The sequence below is a fragment of the Chitinophaga sedimenti genome, from assembly GCF_023156195.1.
In the GTDB taxonomy this organism is placed as follows: Bacteria; Bacteroidota; Bacteroidia; order Chitinophagales; family Chitinophagaceae; genus Chitinophaga; species Chitinophaga sedimenti.
Map to the genome: position 1 here is coordinate 452,497 of NZ_JAKUKA010000001.1, position 15,692 is coordinate 468,188.

General features: G+C 47.6%; 24 protein-coding genes and 2 tRNA genes. 14 read left to right on the forward strand and 12 right to left on the reverse strand.

Annotated elements, in window-relative coordinates; translation table 11 throughout:
* Positions 1–87 precede the first annotated feature (87 nt).
* The 4 genes from MKQ70_RS02625 to MKQ70_RS02640 form a co-directional block, all read right to left on the reverse strand.
* Complete coding sequence (locus MKQ70_RS02625) at positions 88–498, reverse strand: CehA/McbA family metallohydrolase domain-containing protein (RefSeq protein WP_248067560.1); 411 nt, start codon at positions 496–498, stop codon at positions 88–90.
* Positions 495–641, reverse strand: coding sequence for a hypothetical protein (locus MKQ70_RS02630; protein WP_248067563.1), 147 nt, complete (start codon positions 639–641; stop codon positions 495–497). The genes MKQ70_RS02625 and MKQ70_RS02630 overlap by 4 nt, the downstream gene beginning before the upstream one ends.
* Before the next feature lie 5 nt (positions 642–646).
* Positions 647–973, reverse strand: coding sequence for a hypothetical protein (locus MKQ70_RS02635; protein ID WP_248067566.1), 327 nt, complete (start codon positions 971–973; stop codon positions 647–649).
* A 291-nt stretch (positions 974–1,264) separates the two neighbouring features.
* Entirely contained in the window at positions 1,265–2,146 is an 882-nt protein-coding gene (locus MKQ70_RS02640; protein WP_248067569.1) for a hypothetical protein, read from the reverse strand.
* A 165-nt stretch (positions 2,147–2,311) separates the two neighbouring features.
* Here MKQ70_RS02640 and MKQ70_RS02645 point away from each other — a divergent pair, with 165 nt between their 5' ends.
* Together MKQ70_RS02645 and MKQ70_RS02650 are read left to right on the forward strand one after the other, a co-directional pair.
* Positions 2,312–3,181: a hypothetical protein gene (locus MKQ70_RS02645; protein ID WP_248067572.1), complete on the forward strand. Its 870-nt coding sequence runs from the start codon at positions 2,312–2,314 to the stop codon at positions 3,179–3,181.
* Positions 3,182–3,278: 97 nt separating this feature from the next.
* Positions 3,279–3,362 (forward strand) — tRNA-Ser (locus MKQ70_RS02650).
* A 574-nt stretch (positions 3,363–3,936) separates the two neighbouring features.
* Here MKQ70_RS02650 and MKQ70_RS02655 read toward each other — a convergent pair.
* The 3 genes from MKQ70_RS02655 to MKQ70_RS02665 form a co-directional block, all read right to left on the reverse strand.
* Positions 3,937–4,146, reverse strand: a complete 210-nt coding sequence (locus MKQ70_RS02655; protein ID WP_248067575.1) for a hypothetical protein — start codon at positions 4,144–4,146, stop codon at positions 3,937–3,939.
* Positions 4,147–4,219: 73 nt separating this feature from the next.
* Positions 4,220–4,885: a response regulator gene (locus MKQ70_RS02660; protein ID WP_248067580.1), complete on the reverse strand. Its 666-nt coding sequence runs from the start codon at positions 4,883–4,885 to the stop codon at positions 4,220–4,222.
* On the reverse strand, positions 4,882–6,357 hold the full coding sequence (locus MKQ70_RS02665; RefSeq protein WP_248067583.1) for a tetratricopeptide repeat-containing sensor histidine kinase: 1,476 nt from the start codon (positions 6,355–6,357) through the stop codon (positions 4,882–4,884). The genes MKQ70_RS02660 and MKQ70_RS02665 overlap by 4 nt, the downstream gene beginning before the upstream one ends.
* A gap of 342 nt (positions 6,358–6,699) precedes the next feature.
* Here MKQ70_RS02665 and MKQ70_RS02670 point away from each other — a divergent pair, with 342 nt between their 5' ends.
* The 12 genes from MKQ70_RS02670 (at position 6,700) to MKQ70_RS02725 (ending at position 12,845) form a co-directional block, all read left to right on the forward strand.
* The gene (locus tag MKQ70_RS02670; RefSeq protein WP_248067586.1) at positions 6,700–6,837 is read left to right on the forward strand and encodes a hypothetical protein; all 138 of its coding nucleotides are present in this window, start codon (positions 6,700–6,702) and stop codon (positions 6,835–6,837) included.
* 290 nt (positions 6,838–7,127) lie between these two features.
* The gene (locus MKQ70_RS02675; RefSeq protein ID WP_248067589.1) at positions 7,128–7,598 is read left to right on the forward strand and encodes a hypothetical protein; all 471 of its coding nucleotides are present in this window, start codon (positions 7,128–7,130) and stop codon (positions 7,596–7,598) included.
* Complete coding sequence (locus tag MKQ70_RS02680; protein WP_248067592.1) at positions 7,525–8,019, forward strand: hypothetical protein; 495 nt, start codon at positions 7,525–7,527, stop codon at positions 8,017–8,019. The genes MKQ70_RS02675 and MKQ70_RS02680 overlap by 74 nt, the downstream gene beginning before the upstream one ends.
* 3 nt (positions 8,020–8,022) lie before the next feature.
* Positions 8,023–8,670 (forward strand): SGNH/GDSL hydrolase family protein, encoded by a 648-nt coding sequence (locus tag MKQ70_RS02685; RefSeq protein ID WP_248067595.1) that lies wholly within the window; start codon positions 8,023–8,025, stop codon positions 8,668–8,670.
* 11 nt (positions 8,671–8,681) lie between these two features.
* Positions 8,682–8,969, forward strand: a complete 288-nt coding sequence (locus tag MKQ70_RS02690; RefSeq protein ID WP_248067598.1) for a hypothetical protein — start codon at positions 8,682–8,684, stop codon at positions 8,967–8,969.
* Between the two features lie 137 nt (positions 8,970–9,106).
* Positions 9,107–9,370, forward strand: coding sequence for an FKBP-type peptidyl-prolyl cis-trans isomerase (locus tag MKQ70_RS02695; RefSeq protein ID WP_248067614.1), 264 nt, complete (start codon positions 9,107–9,109; stop codon positions 9,368–9,370).
* 26 nt (positions 9,371–9,396) lie between these two features.
* A tRNA-Ser gene (locus tag MKQ70_RS02700) sits at positions 9,397–9,480 on the forward strand.
* A 386-nt stretch (positions 9,481–9,866) separates the two neighbouring features.
* Entirely contained in the window at positions 9,867–10,580 is a 714-nt protein-coding gene (locus MKQ70_RS02705) for a polymorphic toxin type 23 domain-containing protein (RefSeq protein ID WP_504909701.1), read from the forward strand.
* A gap of 93 nt (positions 10,581–10,673) precedes the next feature.
* Positions 10,674–11,312: a hypothetical protein gene (locus tag MKQ70_RS02710; RefSeq protein WP_248067620.1), complete on the forward strand. Its 639-nt coding sequence runs from the start codon at positions 10,674–10,676 to the stop codon at positions 11,310–11,312.
* Entirely contained in the window at positions 11,246–11,941 is a 696-nt protein-coding gene (locus MKQ70_RS02715) for a hypothetical protein (RefSeq protein ID WP_248067623.1), read from the forward strand. The genes MKQ70_RS02710 and MKQ70_RS02715 overlap by 67 nt, the downstream gene beginning before the upstream one ends.
* A complete protein-coding gene (locus MKQ70_RS02720; protein WP_248067626.1) occupies positions 11,935–12,489 on the forward strand; it encodes an alpha/beta hydrolase in 555 nt (184 codons plus the stop codon). Before MKQ70_RS02715 ends, MKQ70_RS02720 begins: the two co-directional genes overlap by 7 nt.
* The gene (locus tag MKQ70_RS02725; protein ID WP_248067627.1) at positions 12,486–12,845 is read left to right on the forward strand and encodes a hypothetical protein; all 360 of its coding nucleotides are present in this window, start codon (positions 12,486–12,488) and stop codon (positions 12,843–12,845) included. Before MKQ70_RS02720 ends, MKQ70_RS02725 begins: the two co-directional genes overlap by 4 nt.
* Before the next feature lie 304 nt (positions 12,846–13,149).
* On the opposite strand, the gene MKQ70_RS02730 is transcribed toward MKQ70_RS02725, so the two are convergent.
* From MKQ70_RS02730 to MKQ70_RS02745, 5 genes are read right to left on the reverse strand one after another with little or no spacing between them, the layout of a single operon-like run.
* Positions 13,150–14,043: a TerC/Alx family metal homeostasis membrane protein gene (locus MKQ70_RS02730; RefSeq protein ID WP_248080970.1), complete on the reverse strand. Its 894-nt coding sequence runs from the start codon at positions 14,041–14,043 to the stop codon at positions 13,150–13,152.
* Positions 14,040–14,171 carry a hypothetical protein gene (locus MKQ70_RS37445; protein ID WP_282457977.1) on the reverse strand — a complete coding sequence of 44 codons (132 nt, stop codon included), beginning with the start codon at positions 14,169–14,171 and terminating at the stop codon, positions 14,040–14,042. The genes MKQ70_RS02730 and MKQ70_RS37445 overlap by 4 nt, the downstream gene beginning before the upstream one ends.
* A gap of 9 nt (positions 14,172–14,180) precedes the next feature.
* A complete protein-coding gene (locus MKQ70_RS02735; protein WP_248067630.1) occupies positions 14,181–15,185 on the reverse strand; it encodes a helix-hairpin-helix domain-containing protein in 1,005 nt (334 codons plus the stop codon).
* Positions 15,140–15,403, reverse strand: coding sequence for a hypothetical protein (locus MKQ70_RS02740; protein ID WP_248067634.1), 264 nt, complete (start codon positions 15,401–15,403; stop codon positions 15,140–15,142). Before MKQ70_RS02740 ends, MKQ70_RS02735 begins: the two co-directional genes overlap by 46 nt.
* Positions 15,400–15,690 carry a hypothetical protein gene (locus MKQ70_RS02745; protein ID WP_248067637.1) on the reverse strand — a complete coding sequence of 97 codons (291 nt, stop codon included), beginning with the start codon at positions 15,688–15,690 and terminating at the stop codon, positions 15,400–15,402. The genes MKQ70_RS02740 and MKQ70_RS02745 overlap by 4 nt, the downstream gene beginning before the upstream one ends.
* Positions 15,691–15,692 lie beyond the last annotated feature (2 nt).

The window sequence follows — 15,692 nt, forward strand, 5'->3', positions numbered from 1 at the left end:
GGATGATGTCGACTCGTTCCTGAAAATACGCAAAAAAGCCCATGCAGAAACGGCTGCATGGGCTTTTTTTTATTTAGGTTGATGTGCTTATCTGATATAGAAAGTCTGGCTGAACGCGCCGTTCACCGCTACATCCCAGGCCTCCACGCGTACCCATTTGCGGCCGCGCAGCGGGCTGTTAAAAGTAAAAGTGTCGCGGCCAAATGCGGTGGTTTGCTGCAACGTATGTTTTTCACGGTATACTTTTTCGCCGTCACCCGAAATGACTTCCACAAACTGTAATGGGAAGGTCCAGTCGAGCGTGAGTTTAATTTCCGCGGTGCCGTTGGCTTTCAGCTGCAGGGTGTTGCCGGACGTTTTACCGTTAACGGTTAACGAGGGCATCAGCACTTCGCCCGTAGAGCCAAAGAAGCGGCCATGCTGCATCGCGGAAAGGATCGGCTGCCAGCTGTCCCGGTACTTCGGTAACTTGTCCAGCATCAGGTAGTTTACGTTCATGTGGGCGTACATTTCATTTGCGGGGTGATGGTAAACAGGTCGGCTTCGCAGATCACTGTTTTTTTCAATCCCCAATTATTCATGTCATCCATCAGGTCGAGCACACGTAAGCCGAGTCGCGGCTTGGAGAGGTCGGCGGGCATTGCTTTCAGGCGGCGCCCATGAACCGGTCCGATAAAAAGAAGGGTTCGTGATTATAGATGTCGGGTGTATTTACAGAACCTTTTGTGCGCGGGTGCGCCGTCCATGCCAGTCCCTGCTCATCTTCCAGCAGGCGCAACATTTCTTCTTTATTTCCCACATGGTATACCTTGCCGTAGCCGGGCTTATCTTCTACATACGGCACGCCCTGTTTGCGCGACATTACCCAATACACCGGTTTGGGAAATATGTCGAGCCAGTGACCGCCGAAGAACTCGTTGGGCTCTTCGCCGGGCAATAACAGGAAGTCTTTGTCCGACTGCGTTTCACACAATTCAAACAGCGCTTTCAGCTGTGGTAAACGTTTTTCATCCGGCCTTTCGGGTCTGCTGTATAGTGGAATTCCGCGAGGTGGACGATGTCGACCCCCATCTTTTTAAATACGTTGACGAAGGACGGCGGATCTTTTTGCCGGGCATCATCACATTCATCACATATTCATTATGAAAGTGGCTCGACATGGTTTTGAACCCGGGCAGTTTTACATATTGATCGTCATGCGTGAATTTCTTTACGGCTGTAAAAGCTGCTTCCGCGTTCCGGTTGTCGATGAGGCAAAAGAAGTTCAGGCGCTGTTTGCTGCCGGGGGCGCATTAAACCAGGGCACAAAACGCTTGTCGCCTTCCAGTTCCTGTCGGATACCGATGCCGTAACCTTTCAGCAGGTGACGGTATTGATCGCCATACCAGGTAAAGCGCAGGTTGAACGCTTCATCCAACGGATAAAAATATTGATGCGGAGGTGGAAAAACCGCCAGGGCACCTTGCGCGCCGGAAGCTGCAATGCTGCGATACTTAACGGCCAGGTGCTGTGCGGTGTCGCCTGCGCGCACCGGTTGCTGCATCAGGCTGTCACCCGTATTGATCCAGGAAACCTTTTGCCAGGAAGCATCCTGACTGATCAGTCCCGCGTCGAACACGATGGCTTTGGCATCTTTGGGAGAAGCAATAACGGCGGCCACATTGAACATTGGACTGCCGTTATAAAAGGTTACTTCCAGCGACCCCTCAAAAGTTTCAGCTCTTAGCTGACCGATGGTAACGATCGTTCTGCTGCCTTCGCTTTTTACCGCCGCCGCCGTTTTCCGGAAGGCGAGGGGATAGGTGTCGAATGGCCGTGTGGGTACCTTATCGAAAAAGATGTTCCAACCGTTTTGCGATAGCAGGTCGCGTTTGCCTACCGTGAGCAGGAAGGCGGGATCGATATTAGTGGCGATGGGTTGCCCGTCCAGTGAAACACGCTTAAACAATGGCTTGGCGGGACTAAGATCGAAGGTTACTTTGCCCGTGGCGGATGTTCCCGCGGGCCAGGTAATGTCCAGCAGGGAACCTTGCTGGCGTACAGTCACGCCGTTACCGGCAACGAATCCTTTAAGGTCCGCCTTGGGTTGTGCGGTGGACATAACGGTGACGAATATGGGAAGAATGGATAACAGGGGAAGTTTCATGACGCGCTTTTAGTGAAACCGAAATATACTGCAATCACATGGCAAAGGCGAAACGCTCATCACAAAAATCAACCTATTTGGTATTTAAAAATATTGTATTTGTACAGCCGTAACGGAAACCCATCAACTCTGAGTTATTTTCATTATCTATAACCAATAACACCTATGAAATCCTTCTATGCCTTAGCAATAGCGGCTTTAGTATGCCTTGCCGCCTGTTCTAAAGATGACAGTCCCAAAACGGACACTCCTGCCAATGTGCTTTATAACAAAGTTTTAGGTAAATGGTCTTTCGGCAGCCTCGTACTCGAAGCCCGCAGGCAGCCGGTAGAAAAAGGGAGTCCGCTGTACCGCAAACTCTCTTCGGGCCTTGCTAAAGAAGCCGATATGGGCAATGGCTTTATCGAGTTCCTGAGCGACAGTTCTTATTACATTTCTGATGCGCTGGGCAATGTGTTCAGCGGTCAATTCTCCGCGAAAGACAGTACCAGCATATCTTTGGGTGCATTCGGCTCCATCAGCAACATCAGCTTTGCCGATAAGAATATCGGCTTTCTGCTTACTTATAACGGTGGCAAAACACTTACTATCGAAGCGAACAAAGCAGCGCCGATTGTGATGGATGATCGTTCCAAACTGTTGTGCCGCAGCTGGTACGTAACGAAGGAAGAAGCCGGTGAAACCCTGTTCGGCTGGGAATTTGAATACAATGATAATGGACATGTAGATTCTACATACATTGACAGCGTTGCTATTCAGCTGACCGGATCGGGTACCTATATTGTGCAGACGTTCAGCAGAAACGTGGTGAAGTCAGCTGAGATGGCCAACTGGAAATGGGATGCCACCAAGACCGATCGCTTCCTGTACTGGTGGGGTAACGAAGCACCCAATCCCGATACGGACTTTGTAACGGTACGCGAACTGACGGGCAGCGTGCTTAAAACAGCAGAACTGATGGACCTTAACAGTGACGGAATCACGCGTCCGGACGAGCTCCTGATGTATACACTGAAGCCGGCCGTCAAAAAATAACGATATGGAAAAGTCCCTGTAACCCTTTGTTGCAGGGACTTTTCAACTTTATTAAGAAATTTTTTGAAAAGTCCTTCGGTTTTATCACCTTTGCGCCGGAGGAATGGCAGAGCGGTCGATTGCGGCAGTCTTGAAAACTGTTGACTGTAACAGGTCCGGGGTTCGAATCCCTCTTCCTCCGCTGAAATTTGCCTGGCTTGTTGGCCGGGCTTTTTTGTTTAGTGCGGGTTATAACAATTTGACTGTAAAAGGCCCGGAGCTGAATCGCTTTATGAGGAGCGCTCGACCACGGTAGTCCCCTGCGCCTTGTCTGCGTCGTACCACGCCACCGTTTTCCAAGTATTTATCTTTCTCAAACAATATCTGATCGATGATTACAGCGCCCAAGACCGACATCATGAAAGCCAAAAGGGCTCCTCCCAGTCCCGCGAATTGCTGATAATTATGGGCGTCGTCGAAAGTTGTCATAATTACACAGGTAGGTTGTTTACTAAATCTTATCGGCAAGTTTATCGTTCCCACTTGCAAAGTGTTCTTTCCATTTTTTTGCTTCCTCAATAGGTATGCGGATTAGCCGGTGTGTACATGTATTTAGTCCCCGGCAGTCCGGCCTGTAGTGGTATCTGTATGCCTGTCTGCTATCGCAGATATACACGGTAATGCTATTGCAGCTGATGTGACATGTAAGCAGGCAGACACATAGAATTAGTGTTCTGGTAAAGTGATTTGGGTGATGCCGGGACAAATTAATGCGGTTAGCTCGTGTGGCACGGTTTGGAGCAATAGACGCAGCCATTCACCTTTGTATAATACTTTTTTGCTTCGCGAACAGCGCTTCCGCAGGACTCGAATTCGCCCAGGTACGTTCGGTTGCTGCTATCCGGCGCGTAACGACAGTCGGATACATGTACTTCATGATCGCCATTGGTCTGCGCATTTTTGTTTACATAGTAATATTGCTTCATGGAATTTGTATTTATGAAACAAATGTAAAGCTCAAAAAAGTGCAATTTTTATGGGAACCCGTAATCCTGGGTTCTATATGGCGCCAAGGTCCTTGCAGTATGCAACCAGTTGTTCATTCTTGGAAAAGCCCAGCGCCTCTTTCATTTGATTGAGCCGTTTTTCAATACTGCTAAGGCCGGAGGGCTTTATAGCCTTCCGTTGAAGGTAAGCGGGAATATCCTTTTGAAGCATTCCCTGTGCAAGCAGTTTAACAATCGTAATGTCGAATTCAGAGAATGCAAAAGTGTTTTTTTGTTCTATCATTTGCCGGATGGTACGCGGGAGATATCGGCGGTGTTGTTCTATTTCGCTAATTGCCTCCTTCAACTCCCGCGCATCATGCCTGGCTTTACGAACAAAACCATCAATTTCCAGCTGCTTGTAAAGCTGGTCAATGACAGCAGGTTTGTTTTCTGCGGAGAATACCAGTATTTTAAGATCAGGTTGAAAGGTTCTGGCAGCTGCAATGAGTTCGTGCCCTCCGGGTATTTTCTGTTTGTTGATGTCCGGTTCGAAATAAAGGTCTGTAATTAGCAGATCGAAAGAATCATTAGCAGTAACGGCTCTCATGATCTTGTTCATAGCATCGTCACAGTAATAAACGTGTTCTGTGTTTGTAATGGCCAGGTCATCCAGCGTCTTCCGCACAGAAATATTAGCGCTTTCGTGATCTTCAGCTATCAGTACTTTCTTAATCATGATGAATGGGCTGTTGGGAAATAAATGTGAATCTTCAATCCTCTGTTTGAATGCTCAAATGTAGAATGTCCCCCAATTTTTTCAATACGGTTTCCCGTATTCAGTAGTCCATTGCCATATTTAACTTGCGGTGAAATTCCTACGCCGTCATCGGAATAGTGGATGTGCACCTGGTTATTTCTATGCTCAAATTTGATCAATACATTCTGCGCCTGGCTATGTTTTTTCATGTTGATCATTAGTTCCTGAAGGATATGTTCAACTTCGGGCTGCGCCTGGGGGTGCACATGGTCCCATATCGGCGCTGCGTTTCCCACAATGCCTACCCTGGTTTGCTCGGATGCGAAAGACTGCATCAACAGATCGATCTTTTCATGAAAAGGGGTAAGGGATATTGCTGGCGTTTCATAGGAAATATCGCGCGATCGTTCATACAAATCCTCAATTTTATCGATCAGTAGTTCTTTATCTATCGCCTCATTATGTTCAATGTGGGTCATGATGCGGTAAAGTCCGTTCGCCACGACATCATGTACTTTTTGGGAGGTAGCCAGTTGGTGTTCCTGTATGGCTTGCCGCGACGCGGCTTCTATTTGCCGACGCCTTTTCCGGTACCAGTAGATAGCCAGGACTAAAAGCAGTATGCTCGCCGCCAATGCAAGTCTCTGCATGATCAGTTGCAGCTCTTTTTGTGCATTGTCCTTCTGCAACTGCAGGTTGTCGGATTTATTCTTTTCAGCTTCATACCGGATTAGGGCGAACTGGTTCTTGGCGGCGTTCCTGGCAGACTGGATACTGTCCGTCAGGTATTCGTAACGCATAAAGTTGGTTTTGAACTCTTGCGGGGGACTGAGGGCAATGAGCTTGGAGAGAGCCTCCACTTCATCATCCGCGTTATTAAGCTCGCGGGTAGTAGTATACCACTGCTTGGCATAATAAAGTGCGGAGTCCGGACGGGAGGTGGAGTAGTAGTCCGTAAGATGCGCATAACTTGCGTTCAGTCCCCTGGTGTCGTTTGAATCCTTGCGGATTTTTAAGGCATGGTTCAACTCCGATGAAGCCGGGTATTTCGGATCTTTTAACCATTTGGTTTTGGCGTAATTGGACAGCAGCCGGGCATATTCTGTTTTCTTTTCAGTACTTTTAGCAAGCAGCGACTGGTATAATTTAATGGCTTTGTCGTAGTCGCCTTTCTTCTGATAAGTGAGTGCAATGCTATTTAAGGCAACCGATTTATAGTTTGGATCAGATATATATTGGAGAGTTTTCTGGTAATAATTGAGGGCAGCGTCGTAGTTCTTTAAATTCAGGCAAATATTACCCAGCTCGTGGTAATTGGCCATCATACTCTCGGGATCATCTTTCCCCTGTAGGTAAGTAAGGGATTTCAGCAGGCTTTCCTGTCCGCCATATTGATCGCCGCCGTATACTTGTATGATGCCCATGTACGAGTAGGCCAGGGCTATCTCCAAGCTATCGGTGGCAGTGGTAGTGAAAAGGTTAAAATAGTAAAAGGCCGAGTCATTGTCGACATTGAAAAGAGCCTTTCCCCTTTTTAATATGGGATCGGAAATCGGGGGCGGCGTACCGTGTTTTGGTTGGCAGGCTAAAAGACCCGCAAAGAGAATGGACAGTACAATTTTGGAGGCTCGCACGGCAGGATGATTTCTCTTAAAAATATCGAAACTTGATCGATATAAAAAAGGGGGCAAGAAAATCTTGCCCCATCAGATATAATATTACGGCTTCCTCGGAGGGAGGGTGCCGGTTTCACCACTGGTGTCGCCGTAAGTGGTAACCTGACCGCTGTTATTATGATTGCCGTTCTCGGAATGGCCATTGCCAAAGCATGCCATGATGAAGCTAAAAATGAAATAAAACATAAGGCTGTTTTTTGTAATGTGTTTAGAAATAAGCCGCCAGTTGCCGGGCAACCGGCAGCGGTTTGTTGAATGCGGGAAGAAGCGCTTCTTGATTTTTTGGGAAGGATGGGCGCAGAAGACGGAAGCTGTTTTTCGCTTCCCAAGCCGATAACCGACTTCCGCTTTCTTTGCCCGGTGCGAATCAGGTCTGTACAGAAAACCCCTTAGCTATGGAGGTATTACCCGATTGCAGAACAAAGGTAGGGTGGTTAATAGGTTGATTTACAAGCGATTCCAATAATTCCGGTGATTCCGGGTATTCCATTCGTAATTCCGAAAATGCGGGTGTAATTCCGATAATTCCGATTATAAATTCAACTATGACGAAGGTTTTTATTGATTATCAGCAGGCAGTTTGGGCCTATTACCTGAAAAAAAAGGAGGGTAATTCCCTTTCCTATGGATTAGCGTTTCTTACGCCGGCAAAACTCAAAAAGGACTGCGAAATGAGATGCAAGAAAGGGTTGAATAAGAGAGATGAAAAGGTAATAAGGCTATTTTGTGGGGAGTTAGATGTTTCGAAGTCCTGTGAAACTATTATTAAAAGGTGTGATACAGATAGGTTCCGGCCGTTGGTGAATTTTTTGAAAGAAGGAACGAATAAACCTGAAGAGAAAAATGTTGAACTCCCGGCATTGTTGCTGGAGTTTCCCGGCAGACCGTGGGATCTATGGAAAGATAATCCTACGCTGGAAGAGCAGGCAGACAAACCTTTTCTTGATGAAGGCGTTCAATCGGAAGAGAAGGGGGTGTTACCGGAGAAAAAGAGGAATTTCCGGAACATCCGGTAATGTCCCTACTGGGGCCTACAAAAAAGCGAAGCTGATTCCCGTCAAAACATTGGCTACTATTACATTGGCATTAGCAATGGGAGCTGGTGCTATGTTGTGGTGGCGCGATACTCCTCCGTCCGGCAGCTGTATGTACTGGGCGCAAGATCATTACGAACCAATTCCCTGCGGCCAGAAAATTCCCGGCGCAAGAATAATAGCATTAGATAGTATAAGGTTAAAAAATTTCAGAAGGATCACCCGGCCGGATACTATCAGCTATCAGTCAAAAGGAAAAGTCTGGTACTCAAAAATCAGCGGCAAGGTGGAATTCTATACCTGGGGCGGTGAGCACCCGGTTGTTTTTGACTACCGGTTGAAGCCGGTCACGAAATATATAATTGACACCTACATTCTTTCGCAGGTAATAACCAGTGAATAAGTTTTGGGATCCAATGCGTTATTCCTATACAGCCGTACTTGCGTCACTCACTTCACTGTAAATATTTTACTATCTTCTCCCTATGAAAAAGCTGCTCTTACTATTACTTCTCCTCGCCACCTCGCATCTTCACGCCCAATCCATCCCCCATCCACCAAACGCATCCTCTTCCTCGGCAACAGTATCACGTACGCCGGCGGATATATCAACTATATTGAAACCTATTGGCTCCAACATCACGCCAGTCAGCAAATGGAGTTCATCAACATGGGCCTTCCCAGCGAAACCGTCAGCGGCCTGTCCGAACTTAACCACGCTGATGGCAAGTTCCCGCGCCCCGATCTGCACGAACGCCTGTCCCGCATCATCCGGCTCGTTAAGCCAGATCTTGTATTCGCCTGTTACGGCATGAACGACGGTATTTACCTGCCATTCGACACGGCGCGCTTCAACCGTTTTAAAGAAGGTATACAGTGGCTGCACCAGCAATATGTATCGCAGGGGATTCCGATTATTCATGTAACACCTCCGGTGTATGATGAAGAAAGGGGCGGGGCGAAAGGATATGCCACGGTACTCGACCGTTACACAGATTGGCTGCTATCGCTTCGCGACAGCTCTGGCAAATTGCCGACGTGCATTATCCGATGAAAAACAGCAATATGCAACTCGCTGCGGATGGCGTGCATCCCGGCGACGAAGGGCATCGTATCATGGCGAAATCGATCCTTGCCGCCGTAGGCGAAGGTCTGGAATACATAGATACCGACCTGTTGCAACTGGTCGCACAACGACAGGCAATTATGAAAGATGCCTGGCTCACTGCGGCCGGCCATCAACGACCCATGCAACCCGGGTTACCACTGCCGGAAGCCCGCAGTAAAACGGCGCCCATCGACATCAAAATAAAAGCCAGGCTAAAGGAGATGCTAATTTTTACCTCCCATTAAATAGTTTGTTATTAGTCGTTTAACTCCCGTTTTCGTCCGAAACCGGCAGTACTCGTTTCGCCCTTAATAAAGGTTGTCATGAGAAAACTGCGGGTCGTATATCTGGTCCTCGTAGTAGCATCTCATTGGGCCGCTATTTGGGCGGCAGGGTATTCGCCAGCAATAATAAGGATACGGTTTTGAGGGCGGGTATCTATGACGGACTGTGGCCCTACCGCCAGGAATTAGCGGTGGCGGCCATTGCAGGCACCATGCCCGGATTGGATGACGCATTGTTATTGCTCCCCGCTGGTACGCGGGTACGGCCAGTATTGCCGTCCCGGATGTCTTACGGGGCGGCGGGGAACAGTATGCTTCCGCCTTATACGCCGTTGATGTTCGACCTGTACATCTTGCAATAATATGTTGAAAACTGTATTTTTGCGTCGGAGGAATGGCAGAGCGGTTGATTGTGGCAGTCTCGAAAACTGTTGACTGTAACAGGTCCGGGGTTCGAATCCCCCTTCCTCCGCTGGAGGCCTGCGAGTGATTGTGGGCTTTTTTATGAGTTGGTCTCTGCGTAAACGACGCATTTCCTGAAATGCACACTATGTGCTAAAAAAGGCGAATAAAATATTGAGAAGTTTTTTTAATTTAAAACACGGAATTACTCCACTTCCCCATTTTAACCACCATCAGTTGAATACCTTGTAAAATTTAGCTTACTATGCCCCATTGCAAGCAACTATGGCGGGTCACTTACCTGTCTGCGCTGATGTACTTATGCGCCACGCCGGTAACGGTCGGGCAGAAAAATTTTCGCACCATAAATGATGCTAATGGTTCCCAAATTGGCTATGGCATTAAACTAATTGTCGACTATTCGAAGCTGGAAGCGGTCAACTTTCGGTTTGGACTATCGGCCGGTGCAGGCACCAGCTTGGGGGAGACTGGCTATACCCATCGGCTAACGTTGATTTTATGCTATACAGCGGTGGCTTTGGCAGTAATCGGCCAGGGGTGGTAAAGTTCGCAAATAGCATCGAGGCGGATGTTATCTTTTCCTATACGCTTACATTAGGCACCAGTTACAGGATGCTTCAAAGCGGTAAATACCGGCCCGGCGAGCGGAACTATCCTTTATATTATTTTCAGAACTACACCCAACCTCCGCTTCAGAATCCTTACCGCTGGTCGGTTTCTGGCGGGGGCAACTATGTAGTGTTCCTTACCCGGAAACTAAATAACAGGCAAGCCGTAGGCTTTTTAAACGTGCATGCGGACAGGTTGCAGATCAGTTATATTAACGACGGACCGCCCTTTATTAAACCTATTGGAGACCGCAAAGACCGATACTTCACCGGTGGCGCACTTATTACCTATCATATGAACGATGACGCGCCCTTTAACCTTTTTGAAGTCAGTTATGGCAAATTTACGGGGTATTCGCCCAGTGCTTATGAGTTGAGCAACAAGCTGGGGCATTCCTACATCTATTATAAAGACGTGGAAGAAAACTATTATAACAAGTCGTCCCTGACCTTTAGCGCGTCCAACACTGCCAGGGTACGGTGCGTACGCAATCTTATACAATTATCCCTCTACGGATTTTCAGCATACTATTCACAATAACATGTACTATTCCCTGCATTTAGTACCCTACGAAGGCAGCACTGCCGGAGGGATTGCAGGGTATTACCAGTGGTCTAAAATCGGACTTAAAAAATGAAATACTTTTTATTGCTCGCAACCTGCTGCCTGACAGTGGAATGCCAGGCACAAAACAACTGGTTCATTCCCAGAGTTTGGCGTTGGTTTACCGGCGGCCCTTCTTACTACACCGTAAACCAATTGCCAGCTGGGTTTGACAGACTGGATGTCACTGAGCTTGACGACACTTTTGATACTTACGTAAGGATGATCTGTAAGGAGCAGAAAAATGTTGGTGATGGTAATTTTTCCGCTCCCTGTAATTGCAGCGACTCGTTGTTGCCGGGAAGGAAACGTGATACGGTGGAAACAGAGATCATGCTGGTGTCGGATACATACAACCAGGTGATTGTGATCAACTATCTGAAGAATAAGAGAGAGAAAGTCTATACAGATGCCATCAGGCCACGTATAGGTCCGGGACTTGGCCCAAAGTCGTACGCGAATGTAAACATCTTTAAGCTGAACCAGATCCGCTTCGGCACCTTAAAAGGTAGTATGGGCGATACACTTTACTTCCGGGTGAACTCTAAAGACGGGCGTGAAGAATACTGGGATTTACGTCGGAAGGAAATTCACCCGAGGAGGTGGTGGCGGTACGCACCGCGGAAATTGACGGGTTTGAATACAAAGCCACGCAGGCTGCTATGGTGATGCCACCGTTTTACGAACGGCATGGCGGGGCCAATATCTGTTTTCAACGGGTACGGCTGCGCGATAACAAGGCGTTGGGAGATAGCATGTTATTAAAAGATAACAAGATTTACGTAGACAAACGAGACAAATCTGTGTACTTCGTATTTCAACACCCGGATGGTAAAGAGCAGGTGATAAAGTTTAAATCGAACCGCCTGTATTCTTACTACCAACTATTGCCCGGATGCCAGGAGTGTTCGCCCAACTTCCTTTGCACAGGATTTTTATATGACCGTTTTTCATTGGAAAAAAGAAAAATCATTAGTGACAACTGGTACGAGTTTGCAGGTGAAAACCTAGAAGCGCCCTTCCCATGCGGTGAGGCATCGGTTAAAAGCATGGCGTTGCGGCTGGACGGCGTGGGCTGCGTGTACCCGGCTAAGGTGAATAATAACAACCTGCAATCTCTGTTTCTGGATGACCGTGTTAGCCGAAAAAATGTGCGCGCACGAACGTTCTATTCCCTGATGCGGAATCACAATGGTGCTCTTGACTTCCGGAACGACTCGTCCTTTTACAGCGACCTGAAGGGAAATATAGAACCTTACGCCCGGCGGCCGCTGCGCTCATCGGACACTTTTTGCTGAAGTTCCGCCAACAGTGGAATCACCGCTACCTTACGCAGTTTGCAGATGAAATGAAAAAAACTATTGAAGATAACAAGATCCGACGGGTGGTTTTCTTTATCCACGGTTACAATGTACCTAACAGCATTGCTCATTTACAGGGTAATGACCTGATACGCGACTTTATGGCTGAGTGTCGTCAAAACGGATTTGAAGAAAAAGTGCTTTTCGTACGGGTGTTTTGGCCCTGCAACGATGCCAAAACCCTACGTTTTAAAAAGAACGGGTGTAGCATCAACGACGATATGGAACCGATGACGGGGCAGGTTTACAACTATATTACGAATACAGCTTACCTTACTTCCTTGTCGATCCGGGAACTGATGCGTGGTATGGATACCTCGCTGCAGGTAAATATTATTTCACATTCCTTTGGCGCTGCAGTAGCCGCGGGTACCGTGCTACACCCCGTACAGAAGATGAAAGATACCTGTTCTCATCTTAATAAGTTTTTCCTGAGAGCCTTTACAGAAATTCCACCACTGCCGCAAAAAACTACTTTTTTATGAACGCACCCGGCATGCCAGGTGTTACCACCTTCAACACTATTTCACCTGCGCTAAACACCCGGCATTACTTTTACGTAGGTTATAACGAAAAGGATCGCGTGCAGCGCAAAAGGCTAATTGGCCCTTTTGGAATCAAACCTTATAAAAACAACTCTACTACGCTGGGCTGTAATTATAAGAACGAAGTTGGCAAAACAACCGACAGTGTGAAGACACGTGCTATGGACGGACACTTCCTACCCTTTCGCACCAGTACACGTACGGTACATGATTATTTCTGTTACCGGCAGCAGGAGGGATTTAAGAAAGCTTTTCACGAGTATGTGAAGAAAAGTTATTCAGCTGGTATTCATTAGTTGTTTGATCTTATATTGTTATAAGGCCGCATAGTTCTGAAACTGATACGGTCTTATGGACTCCTCTCATGTATACCGCCGTCTATAAGCAGAAGCCCTCCGCGATGGACCCGGTAAAAGATAAACTGATAACAATGGTAAATCTGCTGATTCTTCGTAGTGCCCAACGCCTCCTGGTAAAGATCCGTAGGGTTGTGGGAAAACGAAAGGAAGACTTCGTGACCTCGCCGAATTTTGTGCATTTACCGGTTTTATAGAGCAGGAGATATTTAAGATATTGAATAATCTGTAAGCAACGCGATCACTATTCATGCACAACCTCCCGCTCACGAAATACGAGCGATACCAGTACCGACAATACCAGCACCCCAACTACCACGCCTAATGACACCGGTGACGGTATATGAAACCAGGGAGAAATAACCATCTTCAAACCAATAAAGGTTAAAATGATGGATAGGCCGTAAGGCAGTTTGCTGAACATATGAATGAAATTAGATAGCAGGAAATAAAGGGAACGTAATCCCAGTATCGCGAAAATATTGGAAGTGTAGAGAATGAACGGGTCTTTTGAAATGGCGAAAATTGCGGGAATAGAATCTACCGCGAACAACACGTCTGTGAATTCGATAACAGCGACCACCACCAGCAGCGGTGTCGCTACCTTCATTCCATTTTTTATGGTGAAAAATTTTCCACCGTCGTAGTTGTCGCTCACTTTATAAAGCCGGTGTACGAGCCTGGCGCCTGCTGATTTGCTGAAGTCGTCATCTTCGTCTTCGTCTCCTTTGCCCCAGGATTTAATACCTGCATATACGAGGAAAAGCCCGAATGCCGTCAATACAAGGTTAATGTCCCATAGGAGCGGCTGGGCACCAGCAAGCTCCAGCAGGGGATTAAGGTAGGTGACGTTAATAAGCCCGACACCCGCAAATATGAATATGGCGCGAAATAACAGGGCGCCCAGGATGCCCCAGAATAACACGCGGTGGTGCAGTTCCCGGGGAACTTTAAAATAGGAAAATACGAGAATGAATACGAAAAGGTTGTCTACAGACAAGGCCTTCTCGATCCAGTAAGCCGTCTGGAACTGTGTAAACTTTTCCAGGGCCATGCTGCCGCTGTCCTGTCTAAATACCCAGTATACAACACCGGAGAAGATCATAGCCAGGCTGATCCAGACGATAGACCAAGTCAGCGCTTCTTTCGATGATACAACATGGCTTTTTTGTGAAAAAGGCCGAGGTCCAGCATCAGCATAATGAAAATCGTTGCTGCAAAAATCCATGCAAGGCCAGGATGCAGTTGTAAAATAGTTTGTTCCATTTTATTTGATTATTGATTGGTAATAGTGATGTACAGCAATCTTCCGCCTTCTTCATCCGATAGTAAAATCTGGCCTCCGCTGGTCAGTTCCAACATGGCGTTGCGGGGAATTTCCTGGCGGGTAACGAGGTCTTTCATACCGTCTAGCGTCAGGTTAACCAGTACCCATTTATTTTGATGAAAGGCGAAATAGCCTACCGGCTTTTTGTCTTCTGGCCCCGTGCTTTCGTTCCTGACCACCTTCCTGGAAACATGCCATTTAAACAGGTATTGATGGTGGTAAATCATCAGGCGATGCCCTTCGGGCTTCCAGACATCGTCTTTGAACTTGTAGTAGAGGTCAACTATGGGAAGGCTGCCTTTGTTCGGGGTGCCGCAGAATGGGCAGGCAGGCTTGGATGTGTTGTCAAATACGTACCATTTTTCTTCGCAGGAAGGGTTGCTGCAAGGTTGTACCAGGTCTACGGTTTTCAGTAGGGCTGTTTCCCACTCGTTGGCGATCGGGCGTAGCATAGGGTTATGAAGACCGTCGATAAACGCGCGCCGGAACAAGTCTGATAAATATGGGCCGGTAATGGTATAGGGGATTTTATCGGGGTTGCCCCAGAACGTGTCCCATTTGCGCAACTGATCTGTTTTTACTTTATTTGTTTTATCACCGGGATGTTCTACAAATAGTGCTTTTTCTCCCATGGCCATCAGCTCGTCTTTTTCCGCATCCATATCCCATATTTTGCCCCCACGCAACGGATGCCGCCGTAAGAGGTACATATAAATCAGTACGGCCAGCGCATGCAGGTCGGTCCGTTGATTGGGCAGGATACGACCGGGGTCAGACAGGTTCAGGTGTTTGGTGCGCAGCACCTCGGGGGCAATAAAATCGGCCGTGCCAATTACTTCCGGGGGAAACAGGCCGGGAACAACGAGGCCGTCCAGGTCTATGATGTTGGCAGATTTGGTTACCGGGTCTACCAGCACATTATTGTACGAAAGATCGGAGTGGGCCAGCCCCATCTGGTGCATTTTTTTACGCCCCTGCAAATGCTGATAGCAATCTGGAAGTAACTGAGCCAGTCGCCCAGCTCCGTACTGTCGAGCGACAGCGGGTATTGCCGGTTTCTGAAAGAGGGCGCTGTAAACCATTTACCCACTTTTTCGCCACCCCTGATATTATCATTGGCGCCGTAACCTTTCCGGAAGAAAAACCGGGAATCATAAACGGGAACGATCACCCCTGTTTTCCCATCGCGCTCCACGGCATCATATGGCCACCGGTAAATGTCCTGCAGGAAGTAATCAGCGGCATTCCCTTTTTGATATTATCCAGGTAAAGGGTAACGATGCGCCTGATCCGGTCCTTCTGGTTAAAATCCAGTGGCGTTCTGAAAAAGGCGACCACGTACTTCCTGTCGGGCGAAAAGTACACGTCTTTCACGCCTCCCTGTTTGGGAACGCCATTGTCCACGTACTCGTAACACCGGGAAGCATCAATAATAGAGGTAACTTTTACTGTTGGCATAG